Origin of the sequence: Mycobacterium gordonae (assembly GCF_002101675.1) — a bacterium.
GTDB lineage: Bacteria > Actinomycetota > Actinomycetes > Mycobacteriales > Mycobacteriaceae > Mycobacterium > Mycobacterium gordonae.
Window position 1 is genome coordinate 13,529 of sequence record NZ_LQOY01000098.1, and the last position, 15,506, is coordinate 29,034.

The following is a 15,506-nucleotide window of genomic DNA, read 5'->3' on the forward strand; positions in this document are numbered from 1 at the left end:
ATCAGAGGGAACCTCAGACCGGCGCATCGCGAACACCCGCGACGGGAAGCCGGTCTGGATCAGACCCCGTCGCGGCGTCCGAGAAGGAGCACCCGCTGCACGTGCTGAACTCTACCGCTATCGGCTCGATCGCCCAAAACCACTCATTGGCCTGATTTGGCGCCAAGCCCAAGGGGGCTTTCCGACCATCCCCAGTCCCAACCCACTAAACCGGTCATCCAGCCGAGCACTCCCATCAGCCACAACGTCGCCGCCGTCACGGCGAAGGTGGACAGCGTCCCAAGCGCCTGGACAGTCCAATGCCGTCGGCGGAACCACGCCATGCTGGCGTCGTAACGACCGCGCAGGTATTTCAGCAGCCGGTGGAAGACGGTGAACTCGGTTGCCAGGACGGCCAGACCAAGGAACAAGATCGCCCAGCCCGGCCCTGGATACGGGATGGCCACGATCCCGACGGCCAGCAGTGCAACACCTACGACGCCGACGGCGATACGGTAGACGACATCGAGCGCGGGCCATTTGCGCAGTCGATCCCGCTTCCGGCCCAACCGGTGCCGGATGCCGTCTCGCTTCTCACGCGTGTCGCGGGAATTTTCGGCCACACCTTTTAGGTAGCCATAAAGTTCGATGCCTACTCGCATGCACAGTCCGAGATGCGAGGCCCCGTATTCTGTTGTGGACTTATAGCCGAGCTGGAGAGGGAGACTGGTGGCGCTCGTCGTCCAGAAATACGGCGGATCCTCGGTGGCCGACGCCGATCGGATTCGACGCGTCGCCGAGCGCATCGTCGAAACCAAGAAGCAGGGCAATGACGTCGTCGTGGTGGTTTCTGCGATGGGCGACACCACCGACGACCTGCTGGATCTGGCCCAGCAGGTATGCCCGGTTCCGCCGCCCCGGGAACTCGACATGCTGCTGACCGCGGGAGAACGCATCTCCAATGCGCTGGTGGCGATGGCGATCGAATCGCTGGGTGCGCACGCCCGATCCTTCACGGGCTCGCAGGCAGGCGTCATCACCACCGGTACGCACGGCAACGCAAAAATCATCGACGTCACACCGGGGCGGGTGCAGGCCGCGCTCGAAGAAGGACGGGTCGTCTTGGTCGCCGGATTCCAGGGCGTCAGCCAGGACACTCGGGATGTGACCACGCTCGGCCGCGGCGGTTCGGACACCACCGCCGTCGCGCTGGCCGCGGCGCTGAAAGCCGACGTCTGCGAGATCTACACCGACGTCGACGGCATCTTCAGTGCCGATCCGAGGATCGTGCACAACGCCCGCAAGCTGGACACAGTGACCTTCGAGGAAATGCTGGAGATGGCCGCCTGCGGTGCCAAGGTGCTGATGCTGCGCTGCGTGGAATACGCACGTCGTTATGACCTTCCGGTGCACGTCCGGTCGTCGTACTCGGACCGGCCGGGCACCGTCGTTGTCGGATCGATCAAGGACATACCCATGGAAAGCCCCCTTCTGACCGGCGTCGCGCATGACCGCAGCGAGGCCAAGGTGACCATCGTCGGGATCCCTGACATCCCCGGCTACGCCGCCAAGGTGTTCCGTGCGGTTGCCGACGCCGACGTGAACATCGACATGGTGTTGCAGAACGTCTCGAAGGTCGAGGACGGCAAGACCGACATCACGTTCACCTGCTCGCGCGACAGCGGGCCGGTCGCGGTGGCCAAGCTGGACTCGCTGCAAGAAGAGATCGGCTTCACCCAGCTGCTCTACGACGACCACATCGGCAAGGTCTCGCTGATCGGCGCCGGCATGCGCAGCCATCCCGGGGTGACGGCCACCTTCTGTGAGGCGCTGGCCGCGGTCGGCGTCAACATCGAGCTGATCTCCACCTCCGAGATCCGCATTTCGGTGCTCTGCCGTGACACGGAACTAGACAAGGCCGTGGTGGCGTTGCACGAGGCGTTCGGGCTCGGCGGCGACGAGGAGGCGACGGTGTACGCAGGGACGGGTCGATAAAATGGTTGCTTCTGGCCTATCAGTTGGAGTTGTGGGTGCGACCGGCCAGGTGGGCCAGGTCATGCGGACCTTGCTCGACGAGCGCGACTTCCCCGCCAGCTCGGTGCGGTTCTTCGCCTCGGCCCGCTCGCAGGGGCGCAAGCTGCCGTTCCGCGGCCAGGAGATCGAGGTCGAGGACGCCGAGACCGCCGATCCGACCGGGCTGGACATTGCGTTGTTCTCCGCCGGGGGAGCGATGTCGAAGGTGCAGGCGCCGCGGTTCGCGGCTGCCGGGGTGACGGTCATCGACAACTCGTCAGCGTGGCGCAAAGACCCGGATGTGCCGCTGGTGGTGTCGGAGGTGAACTTCGCCCGGGACGCTCACATCCGACCGAAGGGCATCATCGCCAACCCGAACTGCACCACCATGGCGGCGATGCCGGTGCTCAAGGTGCTGCACGACGAGGCTCAGCTGGTGCGGTTCATCGCTTCGTCCTACCAAGCCGTGTCGGGCAGTGGCCTGGCCGGTGTCGAAGAACTGGCGGCGCAGGCGCGCGCGGTCATCGACGACGCCGAGCAGCTCGTGCACGACGGCAGGGCCGTCGACTTCCCGCCGCCGAGCAAGTACGTCGCCCCGATCGCGTTCAACGTGGTACCGCTGGCCGGGTCACTGGTCGACGATGGCTCCGGCGAGACCGACGAGGACCAGAAGCTGCGCTCGGAGAGCCGCAAGATTCTCGGAATTCCGGATCTGCTGGTCAGCGGGACCTGCGTGCGGGTTCCGGTCTTCACCGGACACTCGCTGTCGATCAACGCCGAATTCGCCCGGCCGCTCTCCCCGGAACGGGCTCGCGAGCTGTTGGCCGACGCGCCCGGAGTGAAGCTGGTCGACGTGCCCACTCCGTTGGCCGCCGCCGGCGTCGACGAGTCCTTGGTCGGGCGCATCCGGCAAGACCCGGGAGTGCCGGACGGGCGCGGCTTGGCGCTGTTCGTGTCCGGGGACAACCTGCGCAAGGGCGCGGCACTGAACACCATCCAGATCGCCGAACTGCTGGCCGCCGAACTCTGATCCCAGCGAGTTGAGGTCCGCTCCGGTCGCGCGGTGCTTAGCGGCCGTATGTTTGCTTGCCTTGCAAGACATTTCGGTCGCGCGCGCCGACCCACCGGCCCCGATTCCGCAGCCGGTGCTGCAGCCGCTGGCACCGGGCCAGGTGCTGCGCATGGGCCCGGCGGCCGGCACCGGGACGCCCACCGCGAATTACGGCATCGGCGCCACCGACCTGTGCGAGTTCGTCGAATTCCCCAGTCAGCTGCTGCAGGTCTGCGGTGACAGCTTCGCCGGCCAAGGCGTCGGATACGGCGGCTGGTATGCCCCGGTCGCCTTGCGCGTCGACACCGCCTCGGTCGACGACCCCGACGGCGTTCGCTACACCGGAGTCATCGGCATCAGCCGGCCGCTGCTGGCCGACCCCACGCCGCCCGGCGCATCACAGCTGCCCGCCGGGGTGGTGCAGATCAACCGCCGCAACTACCTGATGGTTGCCACCACCAAGAATCTGGACCCGCAGAACTCGCGGCTGGTACGGGTCGACCCGGCCCGCGGCGGTTGGGAGACGGTCCCGGGGTCGATGCGGCCAGCGTCTTTCCAGGGCGGCCGGCAGACCCAGATCAGCGGCTACTACGACCCGATTCCCAAGCCGGACTCGGTCACCGGATGGGTGTACATCGTGGCCAACAGCTTCACCCGCCGACAGCCCGTGGTGCTGTACCGGGCGACGCCCGAGGCGTTCACCGACCGGTCGCGTTGGCAGGGGTGGGCAGCCGGCCCGGGCGGCGGCTGGAACAGAACCCCCACGCCGCTGTGGCCCGACCTGGTCGGCGAGATGAGCATCAAGCAGATCGACGGCATGGCGGTGCTGTCGTATTTCAACGCGACGAGCGGCGACATGGAGGTCCGGGTGGCCCCCGACCCCACGGCGCTGGGCTCCGCGCCGGTGACCACCGTGGTGCAGCACGACGACGAATGGCCCGATCCGCCCGAAAGCCTCCCGTCGCCGTATGACAACCGGCTCTCGCAGCCCTACGGCGGCTACATCTCGCCCGGATCTACCCTGGATGAGCTGCGGATATTCGTCAGCCAGTGGGATACCGAAGTACGCCAGGACGCGCCGTACCGGGTGATCCAGTACGCGGTCAATCCGTTCAAACCCTGAACTACCGCCAGCCGGGCGGTAGGTCTGCCGCGTGGTTCGGACAGCTGTTGCGAGTGGCGGCCAACAGGACGTGCGCCGCGTTCTCCGGCGGCATTTTGGTGGAAAGCACCGCGTAGGCGTACTGCAACACAGAGTTGCCGTATCCGTAGTGGACCGCGCTGGCACTGTCGTCCATCAGTGCGCATGCTTCGCGCTCGTGGTTGTCGTCGGCGTGGGCGGTGCCGGTACTACCGCACAACGCGGCCACGGTGAGTCCCGCGATGGCTGTCAGCGTTCGCACGCTTTGTTTGCCGGCTACACCGGGGTACTGGCGCGTGTGCAATTTCGTGGCGTACATGTCGGGCTATACCCGCAGGTAGAAAAGGTTAATCAGGCCGGCGCGGACAGTTCATGGCACTCGGCTCAGAAACGCTTCTGACGTTGCTTGATTGTCGCGGGGAGGTGTCGTTTCGGTGACACTGAGGACTTCGGTCCCTACCGGCTCAAAGCGGCGCCTGTTCGAATGGAAGGCGCAACACCTGTGAAGGGATGGAAATTATGGCGCCAGCTTCGGAGACGAACGTCATCGCCCTGCAGGCTCATTACAAGTGGAATGCGTCAAGGCGGCGGGAACGCGAACTCGGCGAGGCGATGCTCCGGCATCCGTCGTCCTGGCCGAAGGGCGACATTGCACGAGATCACGCCAGGTGACCAGCGTTTTTCCGTTCACAGCTGCTACATAACCAGCGCATAGCGGTCACTACTTTTCGGCCCCGATCATTCGTGTCATGAGCGAAATTTCTGACACTCCAACCGCGCGGACATCGACCGCCGTCGCACCACCACCCGCTGAGCGGGTTGAACATCACACCCCCAAGGTCTTCAAGGCCGCGGCATGGGTCGCCATCGTCGCCGGGATCGTCTTCATCGTCTCGGTCATCTTCTTCACCGGCTTCCGGCTGGGCCTGGCCGCCGGGCATGGCGGCGGCCACCGGCACCACAAGCACCACCCGGCGATGATGCATCGCTCCGGATTCCCCGCCAACGGCGGTCAACAGCAGGTCGGCCCGGGCACCGGGCCCGGCGGACCCAGCCAGGTTCCGTCCTCGGTGGCCCCCTCCGTCGCGCCGTCTCCCACCCCCGGTCGCTGAACGCACCTAACCGACAGCCCGGCGCTCAACGCGAGCGCCGGGCTTCATCAATTCACGGCAACTTTGTGATCGCGCCCCTTTACGCTGCTGCAGGGCTGGACCATATTCGAAGGTATGAGTGAAACACCCGAACCCACAGCCCCACCGGCTTCGGTTGCCACCGCGCCGCCGCCCGGGCCCACCTACTGGGAGAAGCCGCCGCGCCTGTACCGGGTCGCGGCGTGGGTGGTGATCGTCGCCGGGATCGTGTTCATCGCTTCCACGTTGTTGTTCACCGCTGCCATGCTCTTCGGCGCCGGACATTGCTATCACCACCGGCATCACCACCACGGCATGTTCCGGCCCGACGGTCCCGGCGGCCCGGGTGGCCCCGGCTGGCAGTTCCGCTACCCGGGCCGACCGCCGCCTCCGGGCATGGGCCCCGGCTTCCCCGGTGGACCGGGCGGCCCGGGTGCTCCAGGCGCCGTTCCTCCCGGCGCAGGACCCGGTCAGACGCCGAGTTCCGCTCCGACGGCTCCCAGCACCGCGCCCAGCCGCCCCTAGTTTCGCCGCACGGCCCGTCGGGGTATCAGCGGGTAACCCGAATTCTCGGCAGACGCTTCATCTTTCGCCAGTTAGCTACAGGAGATTGCGCAAAGTGACCGAACGCTACACCACCACCGACGGCGGCAGCCCCGCCCCCAGCGACGAGCAGTCATTGACCCTCGGCCCCGACGGACCGATCCTGCTGCAGGACCACTACCTGATCGAGCAGATGGCGCAGTTCAACCGGGAACGCATCCCGGAGCGCCAACCGCACGCCAAGGGTGGCGGCGCCTTCGGCCACTTCGAGGTGACCCACGACGTCAGCCAATACACCAGGGCGGCGGTGTTCCAGCCCGGTACCAAGACCGACACCCTGATCAGATTCTCCACCGTGGCGGGTGAGCGGGGTAGCCCCGACACCTGGCGCGACCCACGCGGCTTCGCGCTGAAGTTCTACACGTCGGAGGGCAACTTCGACATGGTCGGCAACAACACGCCGGTCTTCTTCATCCGCGATCCGATGAAGTTCCAGCACTTCATTCGATCCCAAAAGCGGATGCAGGCAACCAATTTGCGCGACCACACCATGCAGTGGGACTTCTGGACCCTGGTCCCGGAGTCGGCGCATCAGGTGACCTGGTTGATGGGCGACCGCGGTATCCCCAAGACCTGGCGCCACATGAACGGCTACAGCAGCCACACCTACAGCTGGATCAACGCAGGCGGCGAGATCTTCTGGGTGAAGTACCACTTCATCAGCGACCAGGGCATCGACTACCTGACGCAGGAAGACGCCGACCGACTGGCCGGTGAGGACGGCGACTACCACCAACGCGATCTGTACGAGACCATCGAGAGCGGAGACTTCCCGAGTTGGACCCTCAAGATGCAGATCATGCCGTTCGAGGAGGCAAAGACCTACCGCTACAACCCCTTTGACCTGACCAAGGTGTGGCCGCACGGTGACTACCCGCTGATCGACGTCGGCAAGCTGACGCTGACCCGCAACGTCACCGACTATCACACCGAGATCGAGCAGGCCGCCTTTGAGCCGAACAACATCGTCCCCGGCACCGGGCTGAGTCCGGACAAGATGCTGCTCGCCCGCGGCTTCTCCTACTCCGACGCACACCGGGCCCGGCTCGGGACGAATTACAAACAGATTCCGGTCAATACGCCGAAGGTCGAGGTCAACAGCTACTCGAAAGACGGCGCCATGCGGATCAAGAACTCGACGGATCCGGTCTACGCGCCCAACTCCTTCGGTGGCCCGCACGCCGATCCGGCGCGCGCCGCCGAAGTGCGCTGGCAGGCCGACGGGGAGATGATTCGCGCCGCTTACACGCTGCGTCCCGACGATGACGACTGGGGCCAGGCCGGCACGCTGGTCCGCGACGTGCTTGACGATGACGCGCGAGATCGGTTGGCTCACAACATCATTGGGCATGTTTCCAAGGGAGTGAAAGAGCCGGTGCTGTCCCGGGTGTTCGAGTACTGGCGAAACGTGGACCCCGACCTCGGCAAGAAGGTCGAAGAGGGGGTCCGGGCGAACGTCGGCTGACCACCCCGCGGCTGGCATGATCGAGGCCATGAGTATCGAAGTCGTCCTCACCACCGCGGCGACGGGCGGCGGCCAGGCCACCAAGGGTGACGTCGGCGCCGCCGTCTCGGCCAAGGTCTAGTGCGGCATGCGGCTTGCCGTCACATCGGTGGCCGTCGGCCTGGCCATCGGGGGAGCGGCCAGCGCGGCGGCCCATCCGTCCGAGCCGGGCGTGGTGTCCTACGCCGTGCTCGGAAAGGGCTCGGTCGGCAACATCGTCGGCGCCCCGATGGGGTGGGAATCGGTGTTCACCGAACCGTTCCAGGCGTACGCGGTGGACTTGCCGGTATGCAACAACTGGGCGGAGATCGGCCTGCCCGAGGTCTACAACGACCCCGACCTGGCCGCGTTCAACGGTGCCACCGCGCAGACGTCGGCGAGTGACCAGAACCACCTCGCCAAGCAGGCGGTGGGCGTCTTCGCCACCAACGAGGCCGCCGGCCGTGCCTTCCACCGTGTCGTAGACCGCACGGTCGGCTGCTCCGGGCAGACTACGGCGATGCATCTGGACAACGGCACCACCCAGGTGTGGTCGTTTTCCGGCGGGCCGGCGACCGCCACCGACGCGAACTGGACCAAGCAGGAGGCGGCCACCGACCGCCGGTGCTTCGTTCAAACCCGGCTGCGTGAAAACGTGTTGCTCCAGGCCAAGGTCTGCCAATCTGGCAACGCCGGGCCGGCGGTCAACGTGCTGGCCGGGGCTATGCAGAACGCGTTGGGCCAGTAGCCGAGGTGAGAATTGGGTATCCGTTTCCCTCGTGCAACTGAAAAGGTCGGGAATATGTCGGTGCGCTCTGGAAGATGAAGTGATGGTGGATATCGTTGCGATAGCTGCGCATCCTGCTGCCCCCGAGGGGATCGTGAAATGACGCGCACCGCCGCTTCCGCGGGTCCGCAGCTCGACAACATCGACCTGGCCAACGACCTGGCCAACGCCGAGCTGACCAGTTCGGCCGTCGTCGCCCAGCAGATCGCCGACGGCTGCCTGAAAGACGGACCGGTGGGACGCGTCGGCCTGGAACTCGAGGCGCACTGCTTCGACCCGGCCGATCCGATGCGCCGGCCGGCCTGGGACGAGATCAGCGACGTGCTCCGGTGGCTGAGTCCGCTCCCGGGCGGTAGCGCCATCACCGTGGAACCCGGCGGTGCCATCGAACTCTCCGGACCGCCCGCCGACGGGGTGCTGCCCGCAATCGACGCCATGACCGGTGACCAGGCGGTGCTGAGAAACGCTTTGGCCGATGCCGGTCTCGGCCTGGTGTTCCTGGGGGCGGACCCGCTGCGTTCGCCGCAGCGGATAAACCCCGGCGCCCGTTACCGCGCCATGGAACAGTTCTTCGCCGCCAGCGACAGCGGCGCGGCCGGCGCGGCAATGATGACGTCGACGGCCTCCATCCAGCTCAACCTGGACGCCGGTCCGCAGGCGGGTTGGGCCGACCGGGTGCGTCTGGCACACGCGCTGGGGCCGACGATGATCGCGATCGCGGCGAACTCGCCGATGCTGGCCGGTGAATTCTCCGGCTGGCAGTCCACCCGGCAGTGGGTATGGGGACAGATGGACTCCGCGCGGTGCGGTCCGGTGTTGGGCGTCAGCGGCGACGATCCCGGCACCGACTGGGCCCGGTACGCCCTCAAGGCGCCGGTGATGATGGTGCACGCCCCCGACGCGATAGCGGTCACGTACTACGTGCCGTTCACCGACTGGGTGGACGGCCGGGTGCTGCTCGGCGACCGCCGGCCCACCATCGCCGACCTGGAATACCACTTGACCACGCTGTTCCCCCCGGTCCGGCCACGCCAGTGGCTGGAGATCCGCTACCTCGACAGCGTCCCCGACGCGATCTGGCCCGCGCTGGTGTTCACGTTGACCACCCTGCTCGACGACCCGGCCGCCGCCGACCTGGCCGCCGCGGCCGTCGAACCGGTCGCGACGGCCTGGGACACCGCCGCCCGCCTCGGCCTGCGGGATCGGCGTCTCTACGCCGCGGCCAACCGGTGTCTGTCCATTGCCGCCGAGCGGGCGCCGGACGAGCTTGCCACGGCCATGCAGCAACTGATGCTCAACGTCGAAACCGGGCGATGTCCGGCCGATGACTTCTCCGACCGGGTCATCGAGCATGGAATCGCGGCCACGGTCGCGCAGGCAGCGCGTTCGGCACAAGGGGAGCCGTGACAGCACGGGAACAGTTGGCCGGCGATCTTCAGCGCGCGCGGAGCCGGACGTTGCGGCTGGTCGATTTCGACGACGACGAACTTTGCCGGCAGTACAGCCCGTTGATGAGTCCCCTGGTGTGGGACCTGGCCCACATCGGTCAACAGGAAGAACTCTGGTTACTGCGCGACGGCAACCCGGAGCGGCCCGGCATGTTGCCGCGGGAGATCGAAGGTCTCTACGACGCGTTCGTGCACTCCCGGGCCAGTCGGGTGGACCTGCCGCTGCTTTCCCCGGCCCAGGCGCGGTCGTTCTGCCGCACGGTCCGCGACGCCGCGCTGGACGCGCTGGACGGTCTTCCCGAGAACGCGGAGGATTTTCAGTTCGGGCTGGTCATCAGCCACGAGAATCAGCACGGCGAGACGATGTTGCAGGCATTGAACCTGCGTACCGGTGCGCCACTACTGCGGGAGACCTCTGAGCTTCCCCCCGGCCGGCCCGGGGTGGCGGGCACATCGGTGCTGGTGCCCGGTGGGCCCTTCGTGCTGGGCGTGGACGCCGCCACCGAGCCCTACTCGCTGGACAACGAACGGCCCGCTCACCTGGTAGAGGTGGAAAGCTTCCGGATCGGGCGCGTTCCCGTCACCAACGGCGAGTGGCGCCACTTCGTCGACGACGGGGGCTACGCGCAGCCGCGTTGGTGGTCCGAGCGCGGTTGGCAGCATCGACAGCAGGCGGGGCTGAGCGCCCCTCAGTTCTGGAATGCTGACACCCGCACGCGGTTCGGTTACGTCGAGGACATTCCCGCCGACGAGCCGGTGCAGCACGTTTCGTACTTCGAGGCGGAGGCCTATGCGGCCTGGGCGGGTGCCCGGCTGCCCACCGAGGTCGAGTGGGAAAAGGCGTGCGCCTGGGATCCGGCGGCGAACTCCCGTCGCCGCTACCCGTGGGGCGACCAGCAGCCGTCGGCCGAACGCGCCAATCTAAGTGGTACCGCGCTGCGTCCGGCGCCGGTCGGCGCCTATCCGGACGGCGCATCGGCGTACGGCGTCGAGCAGCTGCTCGGTGATGTGTGGGAATGGACCAGTTCGCCGCTGCGGCCCTGGCCCGGCTTCTTGCCGATGATCTACGAGCGCTACTCCCAGCCCTTCTTCGACGGCGACTACCGGGTGCTGCGCGGCGGTTCATGGGCGGTCGAACAGTCCATCCTGCGCCCCAGCTTCCGCAATTGGGACCACCCCTACCGGCGTCAGATCTTCTCAGGTGTCCGGTTGGCCTGGGACGCCTGATGTGTCGTCATCTGGGATGGCTGGGTGCGCCGGTCAGCGTGTCATCGTTGGTCCTGGACCCGCCGCAGGGGCTGCGGGTCCAGTCCTACGCGCCGCGCCGGCAGAAGCACGGGCTGATGAACGCCGACGGCTGGGGCGTCGGCTTTTTCGCGGATTCTGTCGGAGACGCCACGCCGCGGCGGTGGCGCAGCCCGGCGCCGCTGTGGGGCGACGCGTCGTTCGAGTCGGTTGCGCCGGTGCTGCGGAGTCGTTGCGTGGTTGCCGCGGTGCGCTCCGCCACCGTCGGCATGCCGCTCGAAGCCAGTGCCACCGCACCCTTCACCGACGGGCAATGGTTGTTGTCCCACAACGGAGTAGTGGACCGCAAGGTGTTGCCGCTCTCGCCCACTGCCGAATCGGTTTGTGACAGCGCGCTTCTCGCCGCCGCCGTCTTCAGCCGTGGCATGGATGCGTTGGGTGACACCATCGTCGAGGTGGGCGCCGCGGATCCGCGGGCGCGGCTGAATATCTTGGTCGCCAATGGTTCTCGGCTGGTCGCCACCGCATGGGGAGACACCCTGTCGATCCTGCGCCGTGTTGACGGAGTCGTGCTGGCCAGCGAACCCTACGATGACGACCCGGACTGGGAGGACATACCGGACCGGCATCTGGTGGAAGTCACCGCCGATGGCATCGTGTTGACTGCGTTGAACCGCTCGAAAGGATCCTGATGACGCTCACGCTGTCCAACCATCTGGCTGAGGACTCGGCGTTGCACGCGCTGCGCCGCGACGTGTTCGTCGGCCTGCAGCAGCAGCCGAAGTCGTTGCCGCCCAAATGGTTCTACGACGCGGCGGGCAGCGACCTGTTCGATCAGATCACCCGGCTGCCCGAGTACTACCCGACCCGCGCCGAGGCCGCGATTCTGCGCGCGCGCTCCGCCGAGATCGCCGCGGCCAGCCGGGCCGACACCCTCGTCGAACTCGGCAGCGGGACGTCGGAGAAGACCCGGCTGCTGCTCAATGCCCTGCGCGACCGTGCGTCGCTGCGCAGTTTCGTGCCGTTTGACGTCGACGCCAACGTGCTGTCGGCGGCCGCGGCCGCCATCCAAAACGAATACCCGGGAATCGAAATCAACGCAGTCTGCGGCGATTTCGAGGAACACCTGGCCGAAATTCCCAGCGGCGGCCGGCGGCTTTTCGTATTCCTAGGCTCGACGATCGGCAATCTGACCCCCGAGCCTCGCGCCGACTTCCTGGCGGCGCTGTCCGCCGTCATGCACCCGGGGGACAGCCTGCTGCTAGGCACCGACCTGGTGAAGGACACCGGCCGGCTGGTGCGGGCCTACGACGATGCGGCCGGGGTGACCGCGCGGTTCAACCTCAACGTGCTCGCGGTGATCAACCGTCAGCTCGATGCAAATTTCGACGTCGAGTCCTTCGAACACGTCGCACGGTGGAACAGCGACGAGGAGCGCATCGAGATGTGGCTGCGCTCCACCCGTGGCCAGCGGGTGCGGGTCGGCGCATTGGACCTGACCGTCGACTTCGACGCGGGCGAGGAGATGATCACCGAGGTCTCCTGCAAATTCCGCCCGGACGCGGTGGGCGACGAGTTGGCCGCGGCGGGCCTGAAGCGGATCCGGTGGTGGACCGACGAGGCGGGTGACTTCGGCCTGTCCCTGGCCGCCAAGTGAGCCACCCCGACGAGCTCGCGCGGCTGTGGCGCGCGGCCCGGCCGCCCGTCGCCGTGCTGCACCTGGACAGCGCGGCCTGCTCACGGCAGAGTCTTGCGGCACTCGACGCGGCGGCCCAGCATGCGCTGCACGAATCCGAGGTCGGCGGATACGTGGCGGCGGAGGCCGCGGCCACCGTGCTCGACGCGGGGCGCGCCGCCGTCGCGCAGCTCTGCGGTCTGGTCGATGCCGAAGTGGTCTACACCACCGGCTCGTTGAACGCCCTGGATCTGCTGTTGAGCGGCTGGCCGCGCGACAGCCGGCGGCTGGCCTGCCTGCCCGGCGAGTACGGCCCGAACCTCGCGGTGATGGAGGCGTACGGATTCGAAGTGCGGCGGCTTCCGGCGTTAGAGGACGGCCGGCTGGCGATCGACGACGCGGCGTTCGAGCTGCAGGACAATCCGCCCGATCTGGTTCACTTGACGCCGGTGGCCAGCCACCGCGGCATCGTGCAGCCGCTGGCGATGATGGCCAAACTGTGCCGCGAGTTCGGCGTGCCGTTGGTGGTCGACGCCGCGCAGGCGTTGGGGCAGATCGACTGCGCGGTGGGAGCCGACGCAACATATTCGTCGTCGCGCAAGTGGATGGCGGGACCGCGCGGTGTCGGCGTGTTGGCATTGCGGCCCGAGCTGATGGAGCGACTGACTCCGCGGCTGCCGGCGCCGCTCGGTTTCGGCGAAGCGAATGTGGCTGCACGGGTGGGCTTTTCGGTGGCGGTGGGTGAGCATCTGGCGTGCGGTCCGGAGCGGATCCGGTCCCGGCTGGCTCAATTGGGTGCCGCGGCCCGCTCCTTACTGGCCGATGTCGACGGCTGGGCGGTGGTCGAAGAGGTCGACGAGCCCAGCGCCATAACGACATTGGCGCCCACCGAAGGCGCCGATCCCGAAGAGGTGCGGGAGTGGCTGCTTGCCGAGCGCAGGATCCTGACGACCTACGGCGGAGTGCAGCGGGCGCCGATGGAGCTGACGGCGCCGGTGTTGCGAATTTCCCCGCATGTCGACACCTTGCCCGAGGATCTCGAGGTGTTCGCCGAGGCCCTGATCGAGGCGACAGCAGCCACCTCCGCGACCTGAGTCGTGCGGAACGGACGCTCCGCTGAGTTTGTACAAACTCTGACATTACCGGTGCATATTGGGCTTGTGTGGAGTAATTTCACCCATCGATCGCGCACCCTTTGGGCGGCCAACTGACGCTTACGCGATTGACCTGCTGGCGATAAATCCGGTGAGAAAGGTCCTTCGATGAACTTCGCTGTGCTACCGCCTGAGATCAACTCGCTTCGCCTGTTCGCCGGTGCCGGACCGGGCCCGCTGTTGCAAGCCGCCTCCGCCTGGGAAGGCCTGGCCGCCGAATTGAGTTCGGCCGCAAAGTCTTTCGCTTCAGTGACCGCGGGATTGACTGGTCAGGCATGGCAGGGGCCGGCCGCCGCGGCGATGGCCACGGCCGCCGTTCCGTACGCGGGATGGCTGAGCGCGGCGGCATCGGAGGCTTCCGGTGCGGCCGCCTCGGCCAAGTCCGTGGTCAGCGTGTTCGAGTCGGCGGTGGCGGCGGCCGTGCACCCATTGGCTGTGTCGGCCAACCGTTCGGGTCTTGTGCGGTTGGTGCTGTCGAATCTGTTCGGCCAGAACGCGCCGGCGATCGCGGCTGTCGAGGCCGTCTACGAGGAGATGTGGGCCCAAGACGTGGCCGCGATGGTCGGCTACCACAGCGGAGCGTCGGCCGCGGTCTCGGCCTTGGCCCCGTTCGCCCAACCGCTGCAGGGTCTGGCCGCGGGATCGGCGGCGGCCGCCGCGGCGCCCGCGGCGACCGCGCGGTCCTGGCAGACGTCGCTTGGTTGGGCGAACGTCGGGGCGGACAACGTGGGCTTCGGGAACATCGGCGCAGGCAACCTCGGCAGTGGGAACTTCGGAGCTTCCAACCTTTTTGATGGCAACATCGGCAACTTCAACGTCGGCTCCGGGAATCTGGGAACCTCCAATATCGGCTTCGGGAACATCGGTTTCGGTAACAGAGGCCTGGCCAACAACGGCAACTTTAACATTGGCTTTGCCAACACCGGGGAAAACAACATCGGCATCGGCCTCACCGGCAATAACCAATTTGGCATCAACCTCAACGCCGGAACTAACAACGTTGGGTTGTTCAACTCCGGCGATGGGAACATCGGGTTTTTTAACTCCGGCAACGGAAACTTCGGCCTTTTCAACACCGGAAGCTTCAACACGGGCATCGCCAACTCGGGCATAGCCAACACCGGACTCTTCAACCCCGGCACCTTCAACACAGGAGCCTTCAACGCCGGTTTCGCCAACACAGGCTCGTTCAACGCAGGCAATTTCAACACCGGAGACGTCAACCCCGGCTCATACAACACCGGCGGCTTCAACATCGGCAACACGAACACCGGTCTGTCCAACTGGGGCAACATCAACACGGGTGCCTTCAATGCGGGTGACCAGAACAATGGGTTCTTCTGGACCGGAGATCGACAGGGCGGCATCGTCTTCGCCGTCACCACTCCCGATATCAACCTGCCCCCGATCGACATCTCGGCTATCCTCGTCGGCGCTTTCAACACCCCGCAAATCACCATCCCGCCGATCACCATTCCGGCGTACACGAGTCCTGCGAATATCAGGATCCTTCCGTTCGACCTGCCGCCGATCACCATCCCGCCGATCAACATCGGGGAGTTCGCGTCGCCCGATGTGCTGGTGGGTGCGTTCGACCTGCCGCAGATCACTGTCCCGCCGATCAATGTCGGCGCGTTCGTGTCGCCCGCCGGCTTCTTGAGTTCGTTCCAGACCCCGGCCATCACGTTGCCGTCGGTGAGTGTTCCGGCGGGGGCGACGTTGGCGAATCTGCTGGTGGGCTCGTTTGAGACGCCGGCGATCACGTTGCCGTCGGTGAGTGTGCCGTCGGGGGCGACG

15 protein-coding genes are annotated in these 15,506 nt (G+C 66.7%); 13 read left to right on the forward strand and 2 right to left on the reverse strand.

The window, feature by feature from the left end; translation table 11 throughout:
- Positions 1-143 precede the first annotated feature (143 nt).
- Positions 144-602: a TIGR02611 family protein gene (locus AWC08_RS16680; RefSeq protein ID WP_232007759.1), complete on the reverse strand. Its 459-nt coding sequence runs from the start codon at positions 600-602 to the stop codon at positions 144-146.
- A 106-nt stretch (positions 603-708) separates the two neighbouring features.
- Here AWC08_RS16680 and AWC08_RS16685 point away from each other — a divergent pair, with 106 nt between their 5' ends.
- Genes AWC08_RS16685 through AWC08_RS16695 form a run of 3 tightly spaced genes read left to right on the forward strand, consistent with a single transcriptional unit; the run spans position 709 to position 4,166 of the window.
- Positions 709-1,974 (forward strand): aspartate kinase, encoded by a 1,266-nt coding sequence (locus AWC08_RS16685; RefSeq protein WP_065136315.1) that lies wholly within the window; start codon positions 709-711, stop codon positions 1,972-1,974.
- A 1-nt stretch (position 1,975) separates the two neighbouring features.
- Entirely contained in the window at positions 1,976-3,022 is a 1,047-nt protein-coding gene (locus tag AWC08_RS16690) for an aspartate-semialdehyde dehydrogenase (protein WP_069432953.1), read from the forward strand.
- Between the two features lie 10 nt (positions 3,023-3,032).
- Complete coding sequence (locus AWC08_RS16695; protein WP_069432954.1) at positions 3,033-4,166, forward strand: DUF4185 domain-containing protein; 1,134 nt, start codon at positions 3,033-3,035, stop codon at positions 4,164-4,166.
- Between the two features lies 1 nt (position 4,167).
- On the opposite strand, the gene AWC08_RS16700 is transcribed toward AWC08_RS16695, so the two are convergent.
- Complete coding sequence (locus tag AWC08_RS16700; protein ID WP_142283632.1) at positions 4,168-4,446, reverse strand: hypothetical protein; 279 nt, start codon at positions 4,444-4,446, stop codon at positions 4,168-4,170.
- 478 nt (positions 4,447-4,924) lie between these two features.
- Here AWC08_RS16700 and AWC08_RS16705 point away from each other — a divergent pair, with 478 nt between their 5' ends.
- The 10 genes from AWC08_RS16705 to AWC08_RS16750 form a co-directional block, all read left to right on the forward strand.
- On the forward strand, positions 4,925-5,296 hold the full coding sequence (locus tag AWC08_RS16705) for a hypothetical protein (protein ID WP_372511592.1): 372 nt from the start codon (positions 4,925-4,927) through the stop codon (positions 5,294-5,296).
- Between the two features lie 114 nt (positions 5,297-5,410).
- Positions 5,411-5,839 (forward strand): hypothetical protein, encoded by a 429-nt coding sequence (locus AWC08_RS16710; protein ID WP_069432957.1) that lies wholly within the window; start codon positions 5,411-5,413, stop codon positions 5,837-5,839.
- A gap of 94 nt (positions 5,840-5,933) precedes the next feature.
- Positions 5,934-7,382: a catalase gene (locus tag AWC08_RS16715; protein WP_069432958.1), complete on the forward strand. Its 1,449-nt coding sequence runs from the start codon at positions 5,934-5,936 to the stop codon at positions 7,380-7,382.
- Between the two features lie 127 nt (positions 7,383-7,509).
- Positions 7,510-8,148: a sensor domain-containing protein gene (locus AWC08_RS16720; RefSeq protein ID WP_065136308.1), complete on the forward strand. Its 639-nt coding sequence runs from the start codon at positions 7,510-7,512 to the stop codon at positions 8,146-8,148.
- A gap of 138 nt (positions 8,149-8,286) precedes the next feature.
- Positions 8,287-9,594 carry an ergothioneine biosynthesis glutamate--cysteine ligase EgtA gene (gene egtA, locus AWC08_RS16725; RefSeq protein WP_069432959.1) on the forward strand — a complete coding sequence of 436 codons (1,308 nt, stop codon included), beginning with the start codon at positions 8,287-8,289 and terminating at the stop codon, positions 9,592-9,594.
- A complete protein-coding gene (gene egtB, locus AWC08_RS16730) occupies positions 9,591-10,862 on the forward strand; it encodes an ergothioneine biosynthesis protein EgtB (RefSeq protein ID WP_069432960.1) in 1,272 nt (423 codons plus the stop codon). The genes egtA and egtB overlap by 4 nt, the downstream gene beginning before the upstream one ends.
- A complete protein-coding gene (egtC, locus tag AWC08_RS16735) occupies positions 10,862-11,572 on the forward strand; it encodes an ergothioneine biosynthesis protein EgtC (protein ID WP_069432961.1) in 711 nt (236 codons plus the stop codon). Before egtB ends, egtC begins: the two co-directional genes overlap by 1 nt.
- A complete protein-coding gene (egtD, locus tag AWC08_RS16740; protein WP_069432962.1) occupies positions 11,572-12,537 on the forward strand; it encodes an L-histidine N(alpha)-methyltransferase in 966 nt (321 codons plus the stop codon). The genes egtC and egtD overlap by 1 nt, the downstream gene beginning before the upstream one ends.
- Positions 12,534-13,649 (forward strand): ergothioneine biosynthesis PLP-dependent enzyme EgtE, encoded by a 1,116-nt coding sequence (gene egtE / locus AWC08_RS16745; protein ID WP_069432963.1) that lies wholly within the window; start codon positions 12,534-12,536, stop codon positions 13,647-13,649. The genes egtD and egtE overlap by 4 nt, the downstream gene beginning before the upstream one ends.
- A gap of 168 nt (positions 13,650-13,817) precedes the next feature.
- The coding region (locus AWC08_RS16750; RefSeq protein ID WP_142283633.1) for a PPE family protein at positions 13,818-15,506 on the forward strand (1,689 nt) is incomplete at its 3' end.